The organism is Roseateles sp. (assembly GCF_049240545.1).
Classification (GTDB): domain Bacteria; phylum Pseudomonadota; class Gammaproteobacteria; order Burkholderiales; family Burkholderiaceae_C; genus Paucibacter_A.
In genome coordinates this window covers 2,420-21,094 of the sequence record NZ_JBMLSK010000215.1, presented here as the reverse complement: position 1 = coordinate 21,094, position 18,675 = coordinate 2,420, and the positions used below count along the sequence as shown (strand labels likewise).

General features: G+C 62.6%; 15 protein-coding genes. 5 read left to right on the top strand and 10 right to left on the bottom strand.

Annotated features, from left to right (window positions below):
• Positions 1 to 66: 66 nt before the first annotated feature.
• A complete protein-coding gene (locus tag ACOVRJ_RS14165) occupies positions 67 to 1,029 on the bottom strand; it encodes a histone deacetylase (RefSeq protein WP_422044495.1) in 963 nt (320 codons plus the stop codon).
• A 270-nt stretch (positions 1,030 to 1,299) separates the two neighbouring features.
• On the opposite strand from ACOVRJ_RS14165, the gene ACOVRJ_RS14160 reads away from it, so the two are divergent.
• Positions 1,300 to 1,857, top strand: a complete 558-nt coding sequence (locus ACOVRJ_RS14160) for a phasin family protein (RefSeq protein WP_422044494.1) — start codon at positions 1,300 to 1,302, stop codon at positions 1,855 to 1,857.
• A gap of 337 nt (positions 1,858 to 2,194) precedes the next feature.
• Entirely contained in the window at positions 2,195 to 2,746 is a 552-nt protein-coding gene (phaP, locus tag ACOVRJ_RS14155) for a TIGR01841 family phasin (RefSeq protein WP_422044493.1), read from the top strand.
• A 121-nt stretch (positions 2,747 to 2,867) separates the two neighbouring features.
• Here phaP and ACOVRJ_RS14150 read toward each other — a convergent pair whose 3' ends face one another.
• Together ACOVRJ_RS14150 and ACOVRJ_RS14145 are read right to left on the bottom strand one after the other, a co-directional pair.
• Complete coding sequence (locus ACOVRJ_RS14150) at positions 2,868 to 3,515, bottom strand: LON peptidase substrate-binding domain-containing protein (RefSeq protein ID WP_422044492.1); 648 nt, start codon at positions 3,513 to 3,515, stop codon at positions 2,868 to 2,870.
• Positions 3,516 to 3,546: 31 nt separating this feature from the next.
• Positions 3,547 to 4,518, bottom strand: a complete 972-nt coding sequence (locus ACOVRJ_RS14145) for a patatin-like phospholipase family protein (RefSeq protein WP_422044491.1) — start codon at positions 4,516 to 4,518, stop codon at positions 3,547 to 3,549.
• Positions 4,519 to 4,630: 112 nt separating this feature from the next.
• Here ACOVRJ_RS14145 and ACOVRJ_RS14140 point away from each other — a divergent pair, with 112 nt between their 5' ends.
• Complete coding sequence (locus tag ACOVRJ_RS14140) at positions 4,631 to 7,027, top strand: penicillin acylase family protein (RefSeq protein WP_422044490.1); 2,397 nt, start codon at positions 4,631 to 4,633, stop codon at positions 7,025 to 7,027.
• On the opposite strand, the gene ACOVRJ_RS14135 is transcribed toward ACOVRJ_RS14140, so the two are convergent.
• The 3 genes from ACOVRJ_RS14135 to ACOVRJ_RS14125 all read right to left on the bottom strand — a co-directional run bounded on the left by ACOVRJ_RS14135 (position 7,011) and on the right by ACOVRJ_RS14125 (position 11,571).
• Positions 7,011 to 9,920: a putative bifunctional diguanylate cyclase/phosphodiesterase gene (locus ACOVRJ_RS14135; protein ID WP_422044489.1), complete on the bottom strand. Its 2,910-nt coding sequence runs from the start codon at positions 9,918 to 9,920 to the stop codon at positions 7,011 to 7,013. The two genes, ACOVRJ_RS14140 and ACOVRJ_RS14135, sit on opposite strands and share 17 nt — an antisense overlap.
• Positions 9,921 to 9,934: 14 nt before the next feature.
• Positions 9,935 to 11,065, bottom strand: a complete 1,131-nt coding sequence (locus tag ACOVRJ_RS14130) for an ABC transporter substrate-binding protein (RefSeq protein ID WP_422044488.1) — start codon at positions 11,063 to 11,065, stop codon at positions 9,935 to 9,937.
• An 80-nt stretch (positions 11,066 to 11,145) separates the two neighbouring features.
• Positions 11,146 to 11,571, bottom strand: coding sequence for an Lrp/AsnC family transcriptional regulator (locus ACOVRJ_RS14125; protein ID WP_422044487.1), 426 nt, complete (start codon positions 11,569 to 11,571; stop codon positions 11,146 to 11,148).
• Between the two features lie 206 nt (positions 11,572 to 11,777).
• Here ACOVRJ_RS14125 and ACOVRJ_RS14120 point away from each other — a divergent pair, with 206 nt between their 5' ends.
• Complete coding sequence (locus ACOVRJ_RS14120) at positions 11,778 to 12,866, top strand: ornithine cyclodeaminase (RefSeq protein ID WP_422044486.1); 1,089 nt, start codon at positions 11,778 to 11,780, stop codon at positions 12,864 to 12,866.
• A gap of 1 nt (position 12,867) precedes the next feature.
• Here the strand turns inward: ACOVRJ_RS14120 and ACOVRJ_RS14115 are convergent, their stop codons facing one another.
• The 3 genes from ACOVRJ_RS14115 to ACOVRJ_RS14105 all read right to left on the bottom strand — a co-directional run bounded on the left by ACOVRJ_RS14115 (position 12,868) and on the right by ACOVRJ_RS14105 (position 15,514).
• Positions 12,868 to 14,088: a hypothetical protein gene (locus tag ACOVRJ_RS14115; RefSeq protein WP_422044485.1), complete on the bottom strand. Its 1,221-nt coding sequence runs from the start codon at positions 14,086 to 14,088 to the stop codon at positions 12,868 to 12,870.
• Positions 14,089 to 14,176: 88 nt separating this feature from the next.
• Positions 14,177 to 14,974, bottom strand: a complete 798-nt coding sequence (locus ACOVRJ_RS14110) for a substrate-binding periplasmic protein (protein WP_422044484.1) — start codon at positions 14,972 to 14,974, stop codon at positions 14,177 to 14,179.
• Between the two features lie 75 nt (positions 14,975 to 15,049).
• Complete coding sequence (locus tag ACOVRJ_RS14105; protein WP_422044483.1) at positions 15,050 to 15,514, bottom strand: HIT family protein; 465 nt, start codon at positions 15,512 to 15,514, stop codon at positions 15,050 to 15,052.
• A gap of 82 nt (positions 15,515 to 15,596) precedes the next feature.
• Between ACOVRJ_RS14105 and ACOVRJ_RS14100 the strand changes: the two genes are divergently transcribed.
• Complete coding sequence (locus ACOVRJ_RS14100; protein ID WP_422044482.1) at positions 15,597 to 16,598, top strand: Bug family tripartite tricarboxylate transporter substrate binding protein; 1,002 nt, start codon at positions 15,597 to 15,599, stop codon at positions 16,596 to 16,598.
• Position 16,599: 1 nt separating this feature from the next.
• Here ACOVRJ_RS14100 and ACOVRJ_RS14095 read toward each other — a convergent pair.
• On the bottom strand, positions 16,600 to 18,675 hold a 2,076-nt coding region (locus ACOVRJ_RS14095), incomplete at its 5' end, for a response regulator (protein WP_422044481.1).

Here is an 18,675-nt window from a genome sequence, read left to right as displayed (position 1 = left end):
GCATCAGTCCTTCAGGGAATCAAAAGAGCAGAGGAAAACTTGGCATCGAGGGCGAACAGAGCCCCCTCATGCATCACATTCTTTCATCGCAGCAGTGTGCGCGTTTTGCCACTGCCACCAGCTGTGCGCGGCTTCGTTCAAGGTGTTGACCTGGCAAGCCAGCGTGGTGGACAGATCGCGTCCATAGCCGCCGGCCATGCTCAAGGCCACCGGAATGCGCCGCTCGCGCAAGGCGGTCAAAACGAGGCTGTCTCGTTTCAACATGCCAGCGGTACTGAGCTTCAATCGGCCCAGCCGGTCGCCTTCATGGGGATCGGCGCCGGCCAAGTAGAAAGCCAGGCCAGGCAGGCGCTCGCCATAACCGGCCCAGATTTTCGCCAAGGCCTCATCCAATGCAACCAGGTACTGCGCATCGCCACAGCCATCGGGCAGATCCACATCCAGATCGCTGGCTTCCTTGCGGGCGGGGAAGTTTTTGGCGCCATGCATGGAAAAAGTGAACACGCTGGCATCGTCACGAAAAATGGCCGCCGTGCCATTGCCCTGGTGCACATCCAAATCGATCACCAGAACGCGCAGCAACTGATGATGACTGCGGTGCCATTCGGTCTGCATCAAGCGAGCGGCCACCGCTACATCATTGAAGACGCAGTAGCCCGAGCCGCGGTCGGCATAAGCATGGTGGGTGCCGCCCGCCATATTGGCAGCCACGCCTTCCGCCAACGCGGCGCGGGCCGCCATGATGCTGGCCCCCACCGATCGGCGTGAACGCTCGGCCATCTGCGGCGACCACGGAAAACCAATCTCGCGCTGCGCGGCGGCGCTGAGCCGCCCGAGCAGCACCGCGTCGACATGGTCTTGCGTATGAGCCAGTATCAGCTCGGCCTCGCTGGCCGGCTCGGCCGGCTGCATGCGCAAGAAGCCCGGGTCGCGCTCGAAATACTCACGCAACAAACGGTACTTGGACTGCGGAAACGCATGACCCGGTGGCAGCGCCAAACTGTAAGCATCGGAGTGAAAGGCCAACATGGCGCGCAGCGTACCCGTTTTGGCCAATGGCGGCTGTCATGAGGGCGTCATCGGCTTCGTTCAGCCTGAACCGGTGCGCGCTTGAGCAAGACCCCTGCTCTTGCGCCACACCCGTCTGACCCCCTAGTTTGCTGCGCCGCAGCAAATTTTCCTTGCAAAGCAGTTTCAGGTCTCTATACTCACAATTGTTGCAGTGCAACATTCTTTGCCGCTGATTGAGTTTCAACAGAAATCAAACGGGGTTGCCCCCGAAACCAGGAGTGCTACGCCATGCTGACCGCTGAACAAATCCTCGCCGCCCACAAAGCCAATGTCGAAACCCTGTTTGGTCTGACCAACAAGGCCTTCGAAGGTGTCGAAAAGCTCGTCGAACTGAATCTGCAAGTGGCCCGTGCGGCCCTGAGCGAAGCTTCGGAATCGACCCAAGCCGCCCTGTCGGTGAAGGACGCCCAAGAGTTGTTGAGCCTGCAATCGGCCCTGCTGCAGCCCACCGCCGAGAAGGCCGCCTCCTACAGCCGCCACCTGTACGACATCGCCACCGCCACCAACGCCGAAGTGGCCAAGGTTGCTGAAGCGCAATTCGCCGACCTGCAAGCCAAGTTCTCCGCCGTGGTCGAGAACGCCGCCAAGAACGCCCCAGCCGGCACCGAGAACGCGGTCGCTTTTGTGAAGACGGCCGTGGCTGCCGCCAACAATGCCATCGAGTCGGTGCAAAAGGCTAGCAAGCAAGCGGTTGAAGTGGCCGAAGCCAACTTCGAAGCCGCCACCAGTTCCGCTGTCAAGGCCACGCAGACCGCCGCTCGCAACGCCAAGCGCACCGCCGCCTGATTCAAAGAGTCGACTGAAAAGACCCAGGGGCTGAACCGGCCGAATGACTCGGCCGGATGCCTCGGCAAACCGGCCTTCAGCCCTGAAACGGGTTCAAGAACGACCCCAAAGCCCGCGGCTCAGCAGCGGGCTTTTTTCATTCCGAGTCGGCCCGCTGCAGCGCCACTCGTGCAAGGCTTCACAGGCCCAAAGCGCACTTTTGCTGCGCCGCAACAAAATTCACTTGCGTTGCCCAATCACTCCCGTATACTCAATTTTGTTGCAGTGCAGCAATTCACCGCAAGATTCGATTTCATCGTCATCCACCCGGGGCAGAAGCCCCACCAAGGAGCTCTCCATGCTGACCGCAGAACAATTCTTCGCCGCCCACAAAGCCAATGTCGAAACCCTTTTCGGCCTGACCCACAAGGCCTTTGAAGGCGTTGAAAAGTTGGTGGAACTGAATATGCAAGTGGCCAAGACCGCCCTCGGCGAAGCCGTGGAGTCGACCCAGGCCCTGATGTCCGTCAAGGACGCGCAGGAACTGCTGAGCCTGCAATCGACCCTGCTGCAACCCAGCGCCGAGAAGGCCGCTTCCTACAGCCGCCATCTGCAAGACATCGCCAGCAGCACCGGCGCCGAAGTCTCCAAGGCTGCGGAAGCTCAGATCGCTGAACTGCAAAGCAACTTCGCCGCCGTGGTCGAGGCCGCCGCCAAGAACGCGCCTGCCGGCTCCGAGAACGCGGTCGCCATCGTCAAGGCCGCCATCGCCAGCGCCAACACCGCCTTTGAGTCGGTGCAAAAAGCCAGCAAGCAAGCCGTGGACGTGGCCACCAGCAACCTGCAAGCCGCGACCAACACCGCGGTCAAGGCTTCGCAAACCGCCAGCCGCACCAAGCGCGCTGCTTGAGTTTGCCTGATTGAGTCTGGCCGGCGTTCGCGTCGGCCCTGCGACTCAAGCAGCGAGCTTTGAATGAAGAAGGGCCCAAGGCAACACTGCTTCGGGCCCTTTTTCTATTTCCAGACTCCGCTCACACCGGCCGAATTTGCAGCTGATCGAGTTGGTCGGCCACCAGTTCCAAGCGCAGCAGCGGGTTGTCCAATTGCATCAGGCGCTGACGCGCCTGTGGCGGCAAGGGCAGCAACTCGCTCCAGCGATTTGATAGCCAAGCGCAGTCCGACCAGTGATACGGCGGCTGCAATGGCAGATCCACGGCCGCTGCACCTTGTTCCAAGTTGTGCAGCAAGGTGCGCAGCAGCTCGGCCGTGGGCTGCAGGTCGGTGGGCACCGGGACGGCTGCGTCCTCGGCCAGCAACTCCCCCTCCCCCATCCAAAGCCCGTGCGGCAGACATTGGCTGCTTTTCAAGCGAAAGCGCTGGCCGCCACGACAGCGCAATTGCAGCAAACCGGCTTGCACCGACTCCAAGGCCTGGATATGGGCCAAGGTGCCCACCGCATTGAAACGCTCTTGAACAAAGGCGCCATCGGCTTGAGGATCGCGGCGCCGCACCTCGCCACCTTCGAGCAAGCTGACCACGCCAAAAGGCTGGCCCGCCTTGTGGCAGCGCTGCACCATCTCCAGATAGCGCGGCTCGAAGATCCGCAACTGCAAATAGCCATCGGGAAACAGCACCGACTGCAGCGGGAAGATCGGTGTGCTGGGCAGCGGCTGGCTCATCGGGTGCATCATGCCAGCCGGCCGAGCGGCGTCAACGGGTCTTGCTTTCGATGCGGGCGCGAATCTGCGACAGCATTTGTTGCGCCACATCGCGACCCGCTTGAATCGAACGCTTGCGGGCGGTGAAGTCGGCACTGCCGATGCCGTCCAGCTTGGGCCGCAAGACCACATCGGCATCCCGCAACTCGAAGTTGTTGATGCTGCGACCCATGATGGAGAAGGTCTGCAAAAGCATACGAATCGCATCGCCGCCGGGCTTTTCATCCGGTGGCGAGCTGATGTCGACCGCAATGATCAGCTCCGCGCCCATCTGCTTGGCATAGCGCACCGGCACCGGCGCCACCAAGCCCCCATCGACATATTCGCGAGTACCGATCTTGACCGGCTGAAACACCGCCGGCACCGAACTGGAAGCTCGCACCGCCGCGCCAGCGTCGCCGCGCTGGAACAAGACGCCCGAGCCGTCTGACAAGTCGGTGGCCACAATGCCCAGCGGCAGCTTCATCTGCTCAATCTGGCGCCCGCCGGTTTTCTCCCGCACATAGCGCGCCAACGCCTCGCCACGGATCAGCCCCCGGGTGGGGAAGGCCCAATCGGTAATGGCCCCCTCATCCATGCTCTCGGCCAGATTGGCCAGTTCGCGCCCATTCATGCCGGAGGCATACAAGGCCGCCACCAAGCTGCCCGCCGAGGTGCCCGCGACCAGGTCCACCTTGATGCCCGCCTCTTCCAGGACCTGAATCACGCCAATGTGCGCAAAGCCCCGCGCCGCGCCACCGCCCAGTGCCAAACCAATCCGAGGCGGCACGCGCGGAGGCGCCGGCTTCACCAGCGGCAAAGCCGGCTCCGCCACAGGCACGGACGCCGCTGGCGTCGACCCGGACGGGGTTGAACTCACCAAGGAGGGGAGGCTGCTGCAGGCCGTAAGAAAACTCAGCGCCAGCAGCACGGCGCTGCGGCGGGCCCAAAACAAGCCGGCCGCGGGGAAACGATCACAAGGCATGGACGGATTCTAGGGCGAGCGCATGGAAGTGCCGGCCGCCCGGCGAATGACCGCCAGCCACGACGGGAAACCCCCATCCCGAGGTGCCCGAGGCGCGGCCACAATCCGCGCCATGAAACAGAACGTCTCGTCCCTTCGCCGCTGGATGTTCCGGCTGATCACCGCCCTGTTGACCCTGGTGCTGCTGACCGTCCTGAGCGTTTGGCTGTTGATGCGAGCCAGCCTGCCGCAATTGGACGGCACGATCACGCTGAAGGGTTTGAATGCGCCCATCAGCCTGCAACGCGATGCCCTAGGCACCGCCGTGCTGCAAGGGCAGAACCGGGTCGACCTGGCGCGAGGTCTGGGCTTTTTGCATGCGCAGGAACGCTTTTTCGAGATGGACCTGACACGCCGCTCCGCCGCCGGCGAGTTGTCGGCCTTGTTCGGTGCCCAAGCCCTGCCGCGCGACAAAGAGCGCCGCGCCCATCGCATGCGGGCTCGCCTGAGTCAGCGCTGGCAGCAGATGCCGGCGAACGAGCAAGCCCTGTTGCAAGCCTACGCCGACGGCGTCAATGCCGGATTGGCAGGCTTGCGCGTCCGGCCCTGGCAATACCTGCTGCTGCGCGCCGAACCGCAGAACTGGAACCCGGTCGATTCCTTGCTGGTCGTGAGCGAGATGTTCTGGATGTTGCAGGGCCAAGGCTTTGAGGATGCCTACGCGCTCAGCCACTTGCGCGAGCGAGCCGGTGACGCTCTGTTTGACTGGCTCAACCCGCGCGGCAGTTCTTGGGACGCCGCCCTCGACGGCAGCCTGCTGGCACCCCCCACGATGCCCACGCCCGAGCAGCTTGATCTGCGCGCCATGCCCGGTGCCAAGCAAGCCCTGAGTCGGCACAACAGCGGCCTGGCCGCGCCGGAAGAAGCCGTTTTGGTCGGCAGCAATAACTGGGCCGTGTCCGGCAAGCGGACCAGCAACGGCCGGGCGATTCTGGCCAACGATATGCATCTGGGCTTGGGCGTCCCCAGCATCTGGTATCGCGCGCAATTCGAGATCAGTACCCCCAAGGGTTCAAATCAGAAGGGTCAGGTCTTGCGCGCGGCGGGCTTGACGCTGCCGGGCATGCCTGGCCTGGTGGTGGGCAGCAATGGCAAGGTGGCCTGGGGCTTCACCAATGCCTACGGGCAGTGGTTTGACTGGATCAAGCTACCCAGAGACTTTCCGCTGGAGCGGCTGCAAAAACATCAAGAAACCCTGGCCATCAAAGGCGCAGCCGCGCAGACCCTGGAAGTGCTGGAGTTTGATGGCGCCCCGCTGCTGCGCGAACATCAAGGCGCGCAGTATGCGCTGCGCTGGGTCGCTCATCAGGGCGAGGCCTACAACTTAGAACTGGCCCGCATGCTTGAAGCCCAGAACGTCAAAGAGGCCTTGCTGATCGCAGCCAGGTCCGGCATGCCGCAGCAGAACTTCGTGGTGGCCGACGCGCAGGGTCAAATTGCCTGGAGCTTGGCCGGTCGCATCTGGGCGCAACGTGACACAGCCAGCAGTTATACGCGTTTCCAAGCCCCAGACTGGCCTGCAAGCCCGTGGTTGGCGCCTGCCGACTACCCGCAGATTCTCAATCCCGCCAGCGGCCAGCTTTGGACCGCCAACAACCGACAATTGGGCGGTGAACTCGGCGCCCTGATCGGCGACGGTGGCTTTGGCTTCGGCGCGCGGGCCCAGCAGATTCGCGAGCGTCTGAGCGAAAAATCGCGCCACGACCAAGCCAGCATCACGGCCATTCTGTTTGACGATGAAGCACGCTTGATTCAAAGCTGGGCTCAGCGCATCCAGCCGCTCACACAAGCCAGCCCCGCCCATGCTGAAGTGGCGCAATTGCTGCAGGCCTGGAATGGTCGCGCCGATGCCGATCAGGTGGGCTATCGCCTGCTGCGCTCGATCAGGCTACACACCCTCAACACACTCTGGGCGGCCTGGAGCAGGCCCTTTGTGAATGCAGAGGCGACCCAAAGCCAGAATCCCAAAAAGTCGGCATGGCGGGCGCACTTTGAAACCAGCGCGGTGCAGGCCTTGACGCAGCGTCCTGCCCATTTGCTGCCCGCCGGCTTCAAGAGTTGGGACGATTTGCTGCTCGCCCAAGTCGACGCCGCGGTCAAGGAGATGAACGGCGGCGGCAAGCAAGCGCTGGCCCAAGCCACCTGGGGTCAATACAACAGCAGCCGCATCCAGCATGTCCTGTCCAAGGCCATTCCCGCCCTGGGCTGGTGGCTGGACATGCCCTCGGTGCCGCAGAGTGGCGACTCGAACCTGCCTCATGTCGCCCACCAGGACTTTGGGCAATCGCAACGCATGGTGCTGTCACCTGGGCAAGAGTCGGAAGGCATGCTCTCAATGCCGGGCGGGCAAAGCGGCCACCCGCTCTCGCCCTACTACGGTGCCGGACATGCGGACTGGGTTGGCGCGAAAGCCACCCCCTTGTTGGCCGGCGCTTCAAAACATCACATCACGGTCAAGCCCGCACCTTGAGCGCATTGGGGGCGTGTTCAAGCACCAAAGCCTCGAAGGCATCGAGCGGCACCGGTCGGCTGAAGAGATAGCCCTGGTAAGCCATGCAGCCTTGACTGCGCAAGAAGTCGCATTGCGCCTGCGTCTCTACGCCCTCCGCGATCACCGTCAGCCCCAAGCTCTCGGCCAGCACCACCACCATGCGGGCGATGGCCGCATCATTGGGGTCGACCAAGATGTCCCGCACAAAGCCTTGGTCTATCTTCAGCTGATCCAGTGGCAAGCGTTTCAGATAGGCCAAAGAAGAGTAGCCGGTCCCAAAGTCGTCAAGTGAGAACCCCACCCCGGCGTCCTTCAGGGCCTGCATCTTGGCCGTCACCAAATCGGCATTGACGACCAAGACACCCTCGGTCAACTCCAACTTCAAAGCCTGCGGCCGGGCACCGCTGCGGGACAGCAGAGAAAGAACCATGTCCACGAAGCCCTCTTGGTGGAACTGCTTGGCGCTGACATTGACCGCCAAACTCAGCCCCGCCAGTTCGGGCTGATCCGCCCAGCGCGCCAGTTGCTGGCAAGCCGTCTCCAGCACCCAGGCCCCCAAAGGCACGATCAGGCCGGTGTCTTCGGCCAAGGCAATGAACTCCGCCGGCGACACCATGCCCATCTGCGGGTGATGCCAGCGCAGCAAGACCTCGGCACCGATGATGCGACCGGGCTGACCCGGCTCGCCATGCGCCACCTGAGCTTGGTAGTGCAACAAGAACTGCCGCTGGGTCAGCGCCAGACGCAGCCCTGCCTCCATCGCTGCACGGGCGTTGACCAGGGCCTGCATCTGGGGGTCGAAGGCACACAAGGTGTTCTTGCCTGCCGCCTTGGCCTGATACATCGCCAGATCGGCGCGCTTCAAGGGCTCGTCCAGCCCCTCGTGCACCAAGCCAAACAGCGTCATGCCGATGCTGGGCGTGCTGTGGAACTCATCGTGGTCGAGCTGATAGCTGTCACCCAGCACCGCCAGAATCTTGCGCCCGACCTGTTCCGCATGTTTGGCGGCCTCGCCCACATCGGCGCTGAGTTCCAGCAGCATCACCACAAACTCATCGCCGCCCAGACGAGCCACGCTGTCACTCTCGCGCACACAAGTACTCAAGCGCCGCGCCACCTGCACCAGCAACTGGTCGCCACGCTCATGGCCCAAGGTGTCGTTCAAGGTCTTGAAGTTATCCAAGTCGACAAAGAGCAAGGCTCCCAGGCTGCGATGCCGCAAGGCCGTCGCCTGCGCCACGGCCAAGCGATCCATCAGCAAGCGCCGATTCGGCAACTCCGTCAAGGGGTCATAAAACGCCAGTTGCCGGATCTGTTCCTCGGCCTGCCGGCGCGTGGAGATATCCCGCACCACCGCCTGAATCAAGACCTGACCCTCAAGGTCCACCCGGCTCAGTAGAACCTCGGCGATGAAGGTCACCTCATCGTCCAAACGTTGATGCAACCACTCGAAGGCATGCTGGCCCCGCTGCACCGCCAATTCAATGCAACGCGTCGCCGCCGTACAAGAATCTTTATCGTCAAGCTGAACCGAGGGGGACAGGTCGGAAAGCTGGCGCCCCACCAAATCTTCACGCCGCGGCGCGCCAAACAAGAGCCGCGCCGCCGGATTGCAATCGACCACCACCATGAAATGATCCAGGACCAGCACCGCATCTGGGTTGGTCTCAAACAAGGTGCGGTGGCGGGCTTCAGAGTGTTGCAACTCGGCGGTGCGAGCTTGCACTTGTGCCTCCAAGCCCTGCTGGGCTTGCTGAACCGCGTCGGCCATCCCATTGAAGGCCAGCGCCAGTCCCTGCACCTCACGGCTGTGGGTGCCCTGAAGGTCCGCCCGCGCATCGCGCTCACCGCCGCCCAGTTGCTGGGCGACGCCGGCCAAACTCTTCAAGGGTCGCGTCAAGCGATTGGCCATCCACCAGATCAAGGGCAAGGTCAGCGCACTGATCAACAGCGCGACCCAGGCCAAGCTTTCGGCCTTGTCCTGCAGCCCGGCCAAAAGCTCGCTTTTGGCGCTGACATGCACGATCGTCCACCCCGGCAAGACGGCTGGGTCCACAGGCATCAAGGTCAACACCAGATCTTCACCTTGGCGGCTGGTTTGCAGCATGGTGCCTTCAAAGCCGCTGCGCAAAAACGGCGCAAGCAGAGTCGGGCCCAAGTCCGGCCACCGGCTGGCATGCCCCGCGTAAGCCAGCCCTTGACCCGACTGATCAAACAAAAAGGCTTGAGGCTTCACACCCGAGCCTGCGGCTTGGGCCTCGTCGCCGCTGCCCAAAAACTGCTGCATATGCATCTGCACGACCAGAATGCCCAACCCCTGATCGCTAACATAACCGTCATCGTCAACAGATCTAATCTGCCGAACAATCGCCAAATGCTCAGGACGACCCGGCATGGGCAGCACCAACTCGCTGACCCCCGCTTGACGCGCTCTCTGCAATAAATCGGATTGATCCCAGACCTGCCCGCGTTGAGCCGTTTCGCTGCTGGCCAAAACACGAGCCGTCAGAGGATCGACCACGCTGACTCGGTGAAATCGATCCGGATAGGCTCGCTGCCACCGAACAAACAAACGCTGCACCGAGGCTTGCAACTGAGGGTCGCCCGCGGCGACTTGCTGCACCAAGGTCCCGTTTTCTGCCATGACCAACACATCCCCGCGGAGCTCGCTGATGCTGTCGTTCATCAAGGCCTGCCATTGCCTCACTCTCGCTTCCTGAACCCGAATGCCTTGAGCAAGGCGGCTTTCTTGCTCACCGACGATTCCCGCGCTGGGCAGGCCAAAATACCAGAGCCAAAAAAGCAGCCCAAGCGCCAGCAGAAACAAGGCCGCAAAGTTGAGGACGATGCGCCCAGCGAAGGAACGGGTCATGCGGATCCTCACACTCAGTCCTCGCGGCTTGGCGTATCCGAATAATCGAAGCGCCGCAGCCCCAACTCTCGTGCCTGCGCTTGAACCTGAGCCAGGCCGGGATAGGTCAGCGCCGTCTGCACCTGCTGCCAGCTTGCACCGGCAGGCAAGCGGCCCAGTTGAGACAGAAACTCGAACTCTCTCTGCAGGGTTGGCGCCGCAGGGTCCACCACAATCATCGGCGCCGAGGGCACATCGAGAATTTCGCGCCGGGTGATGGCGACAATCTGCGCCACCGCGATGCCGCTGCCCCCGCCGGTCTTGGTCGCTGAAGCAAAGCTCTGGGTATCGGCCAAAGCCCAACGCGCCGCACGCTCCTGGTTGAATTGGGAGCGGCGCAGCCATTCAATCCCCCGCAGGTAAGCGGCCAGCAACTGCTGGGCGGCCTGCGGCGACTGCTGCGGCAGATCTCGCCTGAGCACCAGATAGTCTGTGCTGTGGCTGCGAAACACAATGCGATTCTGGGGGCTTTGCGACAAAGCGATCGTGGGCGCCGGCTCCCAAGCGGCAAAGGCATCGATCTCACCTCGCTGCAGCGCCGCGGGCATCTCGCCCACCGTCATGGGCACCAGCGTGAACTGCTTGGGCGCCAAACCGGCGGCGGCCAAACCTTGCAACAAGGTCAGGTGTGCGCTGGAGGCCTCGACATAGGCAATCCGCTTGCCAAGCAGGTCTTGCAGTGTCAGGGACGTGCGGGCCACGATGGCCGTGGAGGTCTTCTTGACCAGGCCCGCGATCCAAATCTTCCCTTCAGATGCGGCCAGCAAGGTGGGCATATCCCCCAGCAAGCCGGCCTCCAGTCGGCCATCGGCCAGCAAAGGCAGCATGTCGGCGCCACGCTTGAACGGATGAACCTTGAGCGGCCGTTTCAGATCCTGCAAGGCACGCGCCAAGATCCTGTCGCGTGCCATCACGGCCGAGATCACGCCCGAGGGGTAACCCAGCGGCTGACTGCCCAGGTCCAAGGCGGCCGAAGCCGACGACAGTCCATAACTGTCAAAGTACTCGGCTGCTGGCAATCGCGTAGTACTGACGCTCACTGCCACAGCGAGCAGCAGCTTGCACCAAGGCCAAGCCTGGCGATTGATCCGCTTCGTTTTCACCATCTGGGCCTCTCCCTGCGAGCAGCACCGGCGCGGCGTTATTCAGGGATCTTAAGGGCAGCGCTGCGCCCATGGCCACAGATTCAGGAGACTTTGTAGCTCTGGAGATGAATGCTGGTCTCAGTGGCGCCGATGCCCTTGATCAAACGCACCCGCTCCAGCACCTCGGCCAGTTCGCCCAAGGTGGCGGCGCGCAACTCGGCCAGCAGATCCCAGCGGCCATTGGTGTCGAAGAGCCCCGACACGCCGGGTTCGCCCAGCAAGATGCTGATCACCTCGCGCGTCTTGTTGCCCTCCACCGCAATACTGGTCCAGGCGGTGATCTCATTCGGCGTCACATCCGGCCGCAGCTTGACGGTGTAGCCAACGATCACGCCGCTGTCTTCCAGCTTGGTGATGCGGTTGCTGACCGTCCCGCGCGAGACCTTCAGCTTGTGGGCCAAGGTGGCCACGCTGGACCGAGCATCCAGGCGCAACAGCGCCATCAGTTGTTGATCCAGGCTGTCCATGCGCGTCCGTTTCTGAGTTGACCTTGATCCAGGGCCAAGTCGCCCCAGGCTCGGGCGAGCCTCGCCCAAATTTGCTCAAATTCTGCCATATTGGCAATTTATCCTGACGAAATGGCAAGTTTCTATCAATTACTGATCATTTTTTGCTCTTCTCGCTAACAGCCGGCTTGGCAAGAATCTCCCCAAGGACAACTACGGAGACTTTCATGACCACCTTGCTGACCACCCAAGACGTCGCCCGCATCACCCAGACCCTCGGGATCGCCGAAGTCTTCAAGCGCATGGTGAGCTATCTGGAAGCCGACTATCTGCGCTGGGCCGAGTTCGACAAATGCGCCCGCGTTGCCAGCCACTCCGAGGACGGCGTGATCGAGCTGATGCCCATCGCCGACGGCGAGCTCTACAGCTTCAAATACGTCAACGGTCACCCAAAGAACACCAAATCGGGCCTGCCGACCGTGATGGCCGTGGGTCTCTTGGCCGAGGTCGCCACCGGCCGACCCGAGCTGGTCAGCGAACTGACGCTGACCACCGCCATCCGCACCGCCGCCACCTCGGTGATGGCCGCCAAGGCCCTGGCCCGCAAGAACTCGCGCAGCATGGCCTTGATTGGCAATGGCGCGCAAAGCGAGTTCCAAGCGCTGGCCTTCCACTACCTGCTGGGCATTGAAGAGATCCGCCTCTTCGACATCGAGCCCGCCGCCACCGCCAAGCTGCAGCGCAATCTGGCCAACATCCCAGGCCTGAAGCTGATCCCCTGCCAAAGCACCGCCGAAGCGGTGCGCGGCGCCGACATCATCACCACGGTCACCGCCGACAAGACCAACGCCACCATCATCACGCCGGACATGATCGAGCCCGGCATGCACATCAACGGGGTTGGCGGCGACTGCCCCGGCAAGACCGAGATGCACCGCGGGGTGCTGGAAGCGTCCAAGGTCTTTGTCGAGTTCGAGCCGCAATCGCGCATCGAAGGTGATCTGCAGCAGATGCCGGCCGACTTTGCGGTGACCGAGTTCTGGCAGGTGCTCCAAGGCATCAGCAAGGGCCGCGACACCGACCAGGAAATCACCTTCTTCGACTCGGTCGGCTTTGCGCTGGAAGACTTCTCGGCGCTGCGCTTGCTGCGCGACTGCGCGCAGGAACTGGGCCTGGGGCAAGACGTGGCCCTGATTCCTTCGATGGCCGACCCCAAGGATCTGTTCGGCCAGCTGAGCGCAAGCAGCTCAGCGCCGCTGAAGCCGGCGCCCTTCATAACGCATCAGCTCAACGGTCAGGATCGCTGGGCCGCCTGAATCAGCCCGACCATGTTTCATCCTGGGGCGGCTTGAGCTTGCGTTGCCGTCTTTGCTCGCGCAAGCCGCTGATGACTTGGTCCAAACGTGCCCGGTCGGCCTCGGCCAAGGCCTCAGCAATGCGCGTGCTCAATTGAGGCAATTGCGCTTGCGCCGCTTGAGCGGACTTCTCCCGCCGGTCCTGCCTTGCGGCCAGCCCTTGCTGCGCCACCTTGGCCAAGTCTGGCTGTCCTGAAGCCAGATACAGACGCTCCAAAGCGCGGTAGGTGGGTATGGCCACCACGTCCCTGACGCGCAGATCGCCCGGCTCAAACACACAGGTCAGCAACTCCAGCGCGACCGGCCCATCCCCTTGTGCATCCGCCATCAAGGCCAACTCCAGCAAGACGGGACGCCGCACGGCATACCAGCCCGCCGACTCTGACTTGGCCAGCACCTCCAGAAACGCACCGCGGGCCAGTTGCGAGCGCCCACAACGGCGGTGCCAGCGCGCCAGATTGGCTCGCATCATGTAGCCCATATAGTCGCCCGCCAGTTCAGGCCTCAAGGCCTCGGCCTCCGTCACAAAGCCATCCACCTTGCGCAAAATCGCCGACGCCAAATGTTCTAGGCCGGATTGCAGATACATATCGTGCAAGCTGCAGCACAGATGCAAGGCATTGGAATAACGCCGAACCCGCTCATACATCGGGCTGTGCTGATCCATATAGCCGAGCGCCTCAAACATAAATCGCTCGGCGGACGCCCCATCCCCGATAGCGAAGTAGGTCATCGCCAAGCGCTCCAAGGCCTGCGCCGTCAGCAAACGATCCTTCAGTTGCAGGCCGTCTTGCAAAGCCACGTGCGCCGCCCGCAAGGCCTGTTCCGACATGCCGCACTGGGTGTAGGCAAAAGCCAGATGCGTCATCAACTCCGCGCGCTGGCTGGAGGGATGATCGAGGGCCAGCAGGTCCATCATTTTCGCGCCCTCGCGCAGCATCTCATCGAAGCGATCCAACTTGGCCAAACCAGAGATGCCAAGCATGCGCGCCCGGAACTCCAACACCTGAAGACCGACATCGCCGAACACGCCCACGCGATCCAAGTCCTTCACGGCAGACTGAACGCGCTCCAGCCCCGCCTCCAGACTGCCCTCTTTGAATAAGGTCTCGGCCTGCGAGATCTGTTGCTCGATATGGGCTAGAAACTCTCGGGACGGGAGCTTTGGGGTCGAATCAGGCATCGCTCACACCTCTTGATGGACAAGGTTCGCCAGCGCGACGGCGCAGGACAAAAACTCGGCTAGAGGTGCTCACCTGAAAGCTCCCTCGTCAACCGTCAAAGTAGTGCCGCCGCAGCTTGGCGTATCGCCCGTCACGCCGGAGCCCGTCCAACGCTGCTTGCAAACGCTGCCTGAGGGCTGGATCAAGGCTTGGGTGCAGGCCATACCAATAGCTCAATCGTGTATCCAGTTCATGCACTTGGGTCAGCGCCGAAAAAGGCAGCTTGAGCTGACGCATTTGCCAGGCCGCGGCCCAGTCCAGGATGACCAAAAACTCCATGCGGCTGGCGAGCAACTTGCGTACATTGCTGGCGTCGTCCTGCGCCCACTCGATCTCCTCCTCAGACTTCAAGCCTTGCGCCAACAACTGCTTGCCCGACGCAGAATCACGAACCACGCCCAGGCGACCTCCGCGCAGCGGCATCAGGCCCTCGAAAACAAGGTCTTTTCGCTTGCTCAGCCGATAGATGACGATGCGGCGTTCGCTGATCGGTCCCAACCATTGATACAAGGGCTCGCGCTCAGGCAGGCGCGCCAAGGAGAAGAGCACCGAGTCCCGCGTCTCGGCGGCCGAGCGCATCGCACGCGTCCAGGGCTGGACCTCGATGTCCAGTTTGACTTTGGCCTCATTGGCCATCATGCGCAGCAGCTCCACGCTGAAACCCGCTGCACCCGTGTCGCTGGCATAGTTCAAGGGCGGCAAACTTTCGGTGAAGCCCTTCACCACAGGCATGGCTTCGGTGCCGAGCACCGGCCTGGCATTCGCATTTGCCACCGCTGCAACCGGTACACCCGCGGGCAGCAAGCAGCTCAGCAGCATCTGACTCAACTCTCGCCGCCTCAACATCCGCTCGGCTCCAACAGATTCGACCCTGAGCTCAGTGTAAGCCGGCAGTGTTTCTATGGCGCGCATCAAACGCACTCAAGCACTCAGTTCAGCAAGCGCTTGGCGGACTCGCTCATCCAGTTCCGCCAAATCAAGCGCCAACAGTTGAACGGCAGGGACAGCGAGGCTGCGCAAGGGTGTGCCCCAAATCGGATTGGGGAAGTGGCTGTCCCAGTCAAAGCGCGCCACCACATGCCAATGCAGATGCGGCACCACATTGCCCAAGGTGGCCAGATTGATCTTGGTGGCTTGCAGCGCCGTTCGCAAAGCCCTTTCGATGCCGGTCACGGCTTCCATGCAGGCCTGCCGATCTGCGGCAGACAGGTCGCTGAACTCCGCCACATGCGATTGCCAAATCAAGCGATAGAAAGCCGGAAAGGCGCTGTCCTCCACACGCACGACGCGCCAGAGAGGCGTGCTGTACACCTCATGCCCCCCCGTGTCTGTGCACAAAGGGCAGGCCGTCGCGTCAGTGGCATGGGTGGGGTTGATGCTGCTCATGAAGGCGGACTCGCGTGACTAAGATGGGCGCAATGTAGCAAGCTCCCACACGCAGCCACTGACGATCTAAAGAAAGTAAGCCATGACAAGCAGGAATCACCCAGGCCCGACTCCCTCACCGCGTCGCCAACTCCTCTGCCTTGGCGCAGCCGCCTTGTGCGCTTGGTCGGGGCTGAGCCACGCCGACACCTGGCCCAGCCAGCCGATCAAATGGGTGGTGGCCTATCCCGCGGGCGGCGGCTCCGATTTTCTGGCTCGCCAAATCGCCCCACAACTGAGCAAACAGCTCGGACAGACCGTCATCATCGACAACCGCCCGGGCGCGGCCGGCAGCATTGGTACGAGTTTGGTGGCCAAGTCTGCGCCCGATGGCTACACCCTGCTCAGCGGCGACAACGGCGCCATGGTGTTCAACCACGCGATGTACAAGAAGCTGCCCTATGCCGTGAACGAGTTTGCGCCGATCGGCCTGATGGCCCGCTTCCCTTTGATCCTGACCGTCAATACCAACTCGGGTTTCAACAGCGCCCGTCAGTGGCTGGCTGAGGTGAAGGCCAATCCAGGCAAGTTCAGCTATGCCTCACCCGGGATCGGCAGCCCGCATCATCTGGCGATGGAGCTGATCAAGGAACGCACCCAGACCTTCATCGTCCACGTTCCCTACCGAGGCACCGCTTTTGCGATCCAAGACCTGATGGGCGGCGTGGTGCCCATGGCCATCATCGACAGTGCCGCCGGCCTGACCCAGATGCGCACAGGGAAACTGCGCCCACTGGCGGTCTTGAGCAGCAAACGAATCGCGCAACTGCCCGATGTGCCGACCTTTGAAGAGCTGGGAATCAAGGGGCTGGATGTCTCGGCCTGGCAAGGTTTGTTCGTCCCCAAGGGCACGCCGGAAGCCATCACCTCACGCTTGAGCAGCGAGATGCTCAAAGCCCTGTCCATGCCAGAGGTGAAGAATCGATTGGAGGATTTCGGCCTGGAAGTCACCCCCAGCGATGGCCCAAGCCTGAGCCGTTTCGTCCAACAAGAGACGCAGGCCTGGCACGCCTTGATCAAGGAGCGCCGCCTCTCGGCGGAGTGAGTCAGGGGGCCGGCGGCGTGGCCAGGGCCACGATGTCGGCAGCCAAGGCCCGCATGCTGGCGCTGTTGTCGGCGATGGCCTGCGCCAAGCCGGCTCGCCAAGCTGCATCGGGCGCATCTGCGGCCTTGAGCATCGCCTCGCCCTGCCCGCCCAACTGAGCCAGCTCGTTCGCACCCAGGGTGGCCGCCAAGCCCTTGAAGCTGTGCAGCGCCATCTGGGCTTCGGGCAATTGCCCCAGCGCCAAAAAGGTGTCGAGCTGGGCCGGCAGGTTTTCTGCATTGCTGCAGAAGGACTTGACCATGCGCTGATACAGCTCGGCCTTGCCCATGAAACGGTCGATGGCGGTCTGAGCGTCGATGCCGCAGGCCTGCGCCCGGGCCTGCAGCTCGGCCGGCAGCGCCAGCGTGGCGAACTCTCGCGGCGCGGCCGCACCCGACTCCGGTCGCTCCGTCATGCGCAGCACCACCCGCACCAGCTGATCAATCTCAAAGGGCTTGCCGACATGATCGTTCATGCCGGCCGCCAAACAGTCATCCCGGTCGGAGGCCATCGCATTGGCCGTCATCGCCACAATCGGCAGCTCTTTCAGCCCCAGGCCCTCGCCCGCCTCGGAGCGAATCAGGCGCGCCGCGGTGAAGCCATCCATCACCGGCATCTGCACGTCCATCAACACCAGATCAAAGGCGCCGGGTCGCTCGCGCAAGAGCTCAACGGCCTGCCGACCATCCCCGACCAATTGCAGCTCGGCCCCGGCCTGCTGCAGCAGCTCCTTGGCGACTTGTTGATTCAATTCATTGTCTTCCACCACCAACAGCCGAATCCCCTTCAAGGCCTGCCGTTTGGTACCGCGGGCACGCGCCCGGTGCCGCACATTGGAATGCCCGGCGCGCACGCTCAGCACCATGTCATGCAGCATGGCCGCGGTCACCGGCTTGACCAAAATGCCGTTCAGACTGGCCTGTTCTTGATCGCTGCGTTCGGCCAAACGTTCGCGGCCATGGGCCGTCACCATCACCGTCACCGGAGCCTGCGGACCCAGCGCTTCGCGCATGCGCGCAATCGTCACCCAACCGTCCATGCCGGGCATTTCCCAGTCCATCAAGACCGCGTCGAAAGCACCGCCGCCCTCATCCCGGCGCGCCTGCAACAGAGCCAAGGCCTCGGCACCGCTGCCCGCCACCTGCGCCTCCCAGCCCAGCGACTCCACCATGTGTTGCAACAGCTCTCGAGCCAGCGCGTTGTCATCGACGACCAAGACCTGCAGATGCTCGTGTTCAACGGCGCCGGCGGCTTGTTCCGGCGCCTCGGCCAGTGCCGTTCCGATCGGCAGATCGAGGGTGAAGAAAAAAGTGCTGCCGCGGCCCAGCTCGCTTTCAAGCCCCAAAGCGCCACCCATCAGATCGACCAGCCGTTTGGAAATATTCAGGCCCAGGCCGGTGCCGCCAAAGCGACGTGTGGTCGACACCTCGGCCTGCGAAAAACCCTCGAAGATTTTCTTCTGGTTCTCTGGTGCGATGCCGATGCCACTGTCGCGTACCGAGAAGCGCAGCCGCGCCTGGTGTTCCTGCCGTTGCAACAGCTCGATGCGAATCAAGACCTCGCCTTCGGCGGTGAATTTGATGGCGTTGCCGCTCAGATTGATCAACACCTGCTGCAGCCGCAAGGCATCGACGATCAACACCCGCGGCACTTGCGGATCAATGTCGAACAAGACCTCGACCGGCTTTTTGCCGACATTGGTGGAGACGATCACCGACAGGTCGCGCATCAACTGATCCAGCGCGACGGGCTGCGGGTCCAGCGTCATCTTGCCGGCATCCATTTTGGAAAAATCGAGAATGTCGTTGATCAAGCCCAGCAACGATTTGGCCGCGCCGGACGCCTTGACCGTGTAGTCCAACTGACGCTCATCCAGATCGGTGTTCTGCAAGAGCTTGAGCATGCCCAGCACCGCGTTCATCGGCGTGCGGATCTCGTGGCTCATATTGGCCAGGAGCTGGCCCTTGGCGGCGGTGGCGGCCTCCAGCTGGCGATAGGCGTTGGCATTGTCCAGCGCGATGGCGCCGTAGCCACACAG

What these genes read in the sequence shown, in the direction of transcription:
- ACOVRJ_RS14130 (WP_422044488.1), bottom strand. Translation starts at nt 11,065, where the DNA reads ATGGTGAAAACGAAGCGGATCAATCGCCAGGCTTGGCCTTGGTGCAAG.
- ACOVRJ_RS14145 (WP_422044491.1), bottom strand. Translation starts at nt 4,518, where the DNA reads ATGCCTTGTGATCGTTTCCCCGCGGCCGGCTTGTTTTGGGCCCGCCGC.
- ACOVRJ_RS14105 (WP_422044483.1), bottom strand. Translation starts at nt 15,514, where the DNA reads ATGAGCAGCATCAACCCCACCCATGCCACTGACGCGACGGCCTGCCCT.
- ACOVRJ_RS14110 (WP_422044484.1), bottom strand. Translation starts at nt 14,974, where the DNA reads ATGTTGAGGCGGCGAGAGTTGAGTCAGATGCTGCTGAGCTGCTTGCTG.
- ACOVRJ_RS14140 (WP_422044490.1), top strand. Translation starts at nt 4,631, where the DNA reads ATGAAACAGAACGTCTCGTCCCTTCGCCGCTGGATGTTCCGGCTGATC.
- ACOVRJ_RS14125 (WP_422044487.1), bottom strand. Translation starts at nt 11,571, where the DNA reads ATGGACAGCCTGGATCAACAACTGATGGCGCTGTTGCGCCTGGATGCT.
- ACOVRJ_RS14135 (WP_422044489.1), bottom strand. Translation starts at nt 9,920, where the DNA reads ATGACCCGTTCCTTCGCTGGGCGCATCGTCCTCAACTTTGCGGCCTTG.
- ACOVRJ_RS14120 (WP_422044486.1), top strand. Translation starts at nt 11,778, where the DNA reads ATGACCACCTTGCTGACCACCCAAGACGTCGCCCGCATCACCCAGACC.
- ACOVRJ_RS14100 (WP_422044482.1), top strand. Translation starts at nt 15,597, where the DNA reads ATGACAAGCAGGAATCACCCAGGCCCGACTCCCTCACCGCGTCGCCAA.
- ACOVRJ_RS14160 (WP_422044494.1), top strand. Translation starts at nt 1,300, where the DNA reads ATGCTGACCGCTGAACAAATCCTCGCCGCCCACAAAGCCAATGTCGAA.
- ACOVRJ_RS14150 (WP_422044492.1), bottom strand. Translation starts at nt 3,515, where the DNA reads ATGAGCCAGCCGCTGCCCAGCACACCGATCTTCCCGCTGCAGTCGGTG.
- ACOVRJ_RS14165 (WP_422044495.1), bottom strand. Translation starts at nt 1,029, where the DNA reads ATGTTGGCCTTTCACTCCGATGCTTACAGTTTGGCGCTGCCACCGGGT.
- phaP (WP_422044493.1), top strand. Translation starts at nt 2,195, where the DNA reads ATGCTGACCGCAGAACAATTCTTCGCCGCCCACAAAGCCAATGTCGAA.
- ACOVRJ_RS14115 (WP_422044485.1), bottom strand. Translation starts at nt 14,088, where the DNA reads ATGCCTGATTCGACCCCAAAGCTCCCGTCCCGAGAGTTTCTAGCCCAT.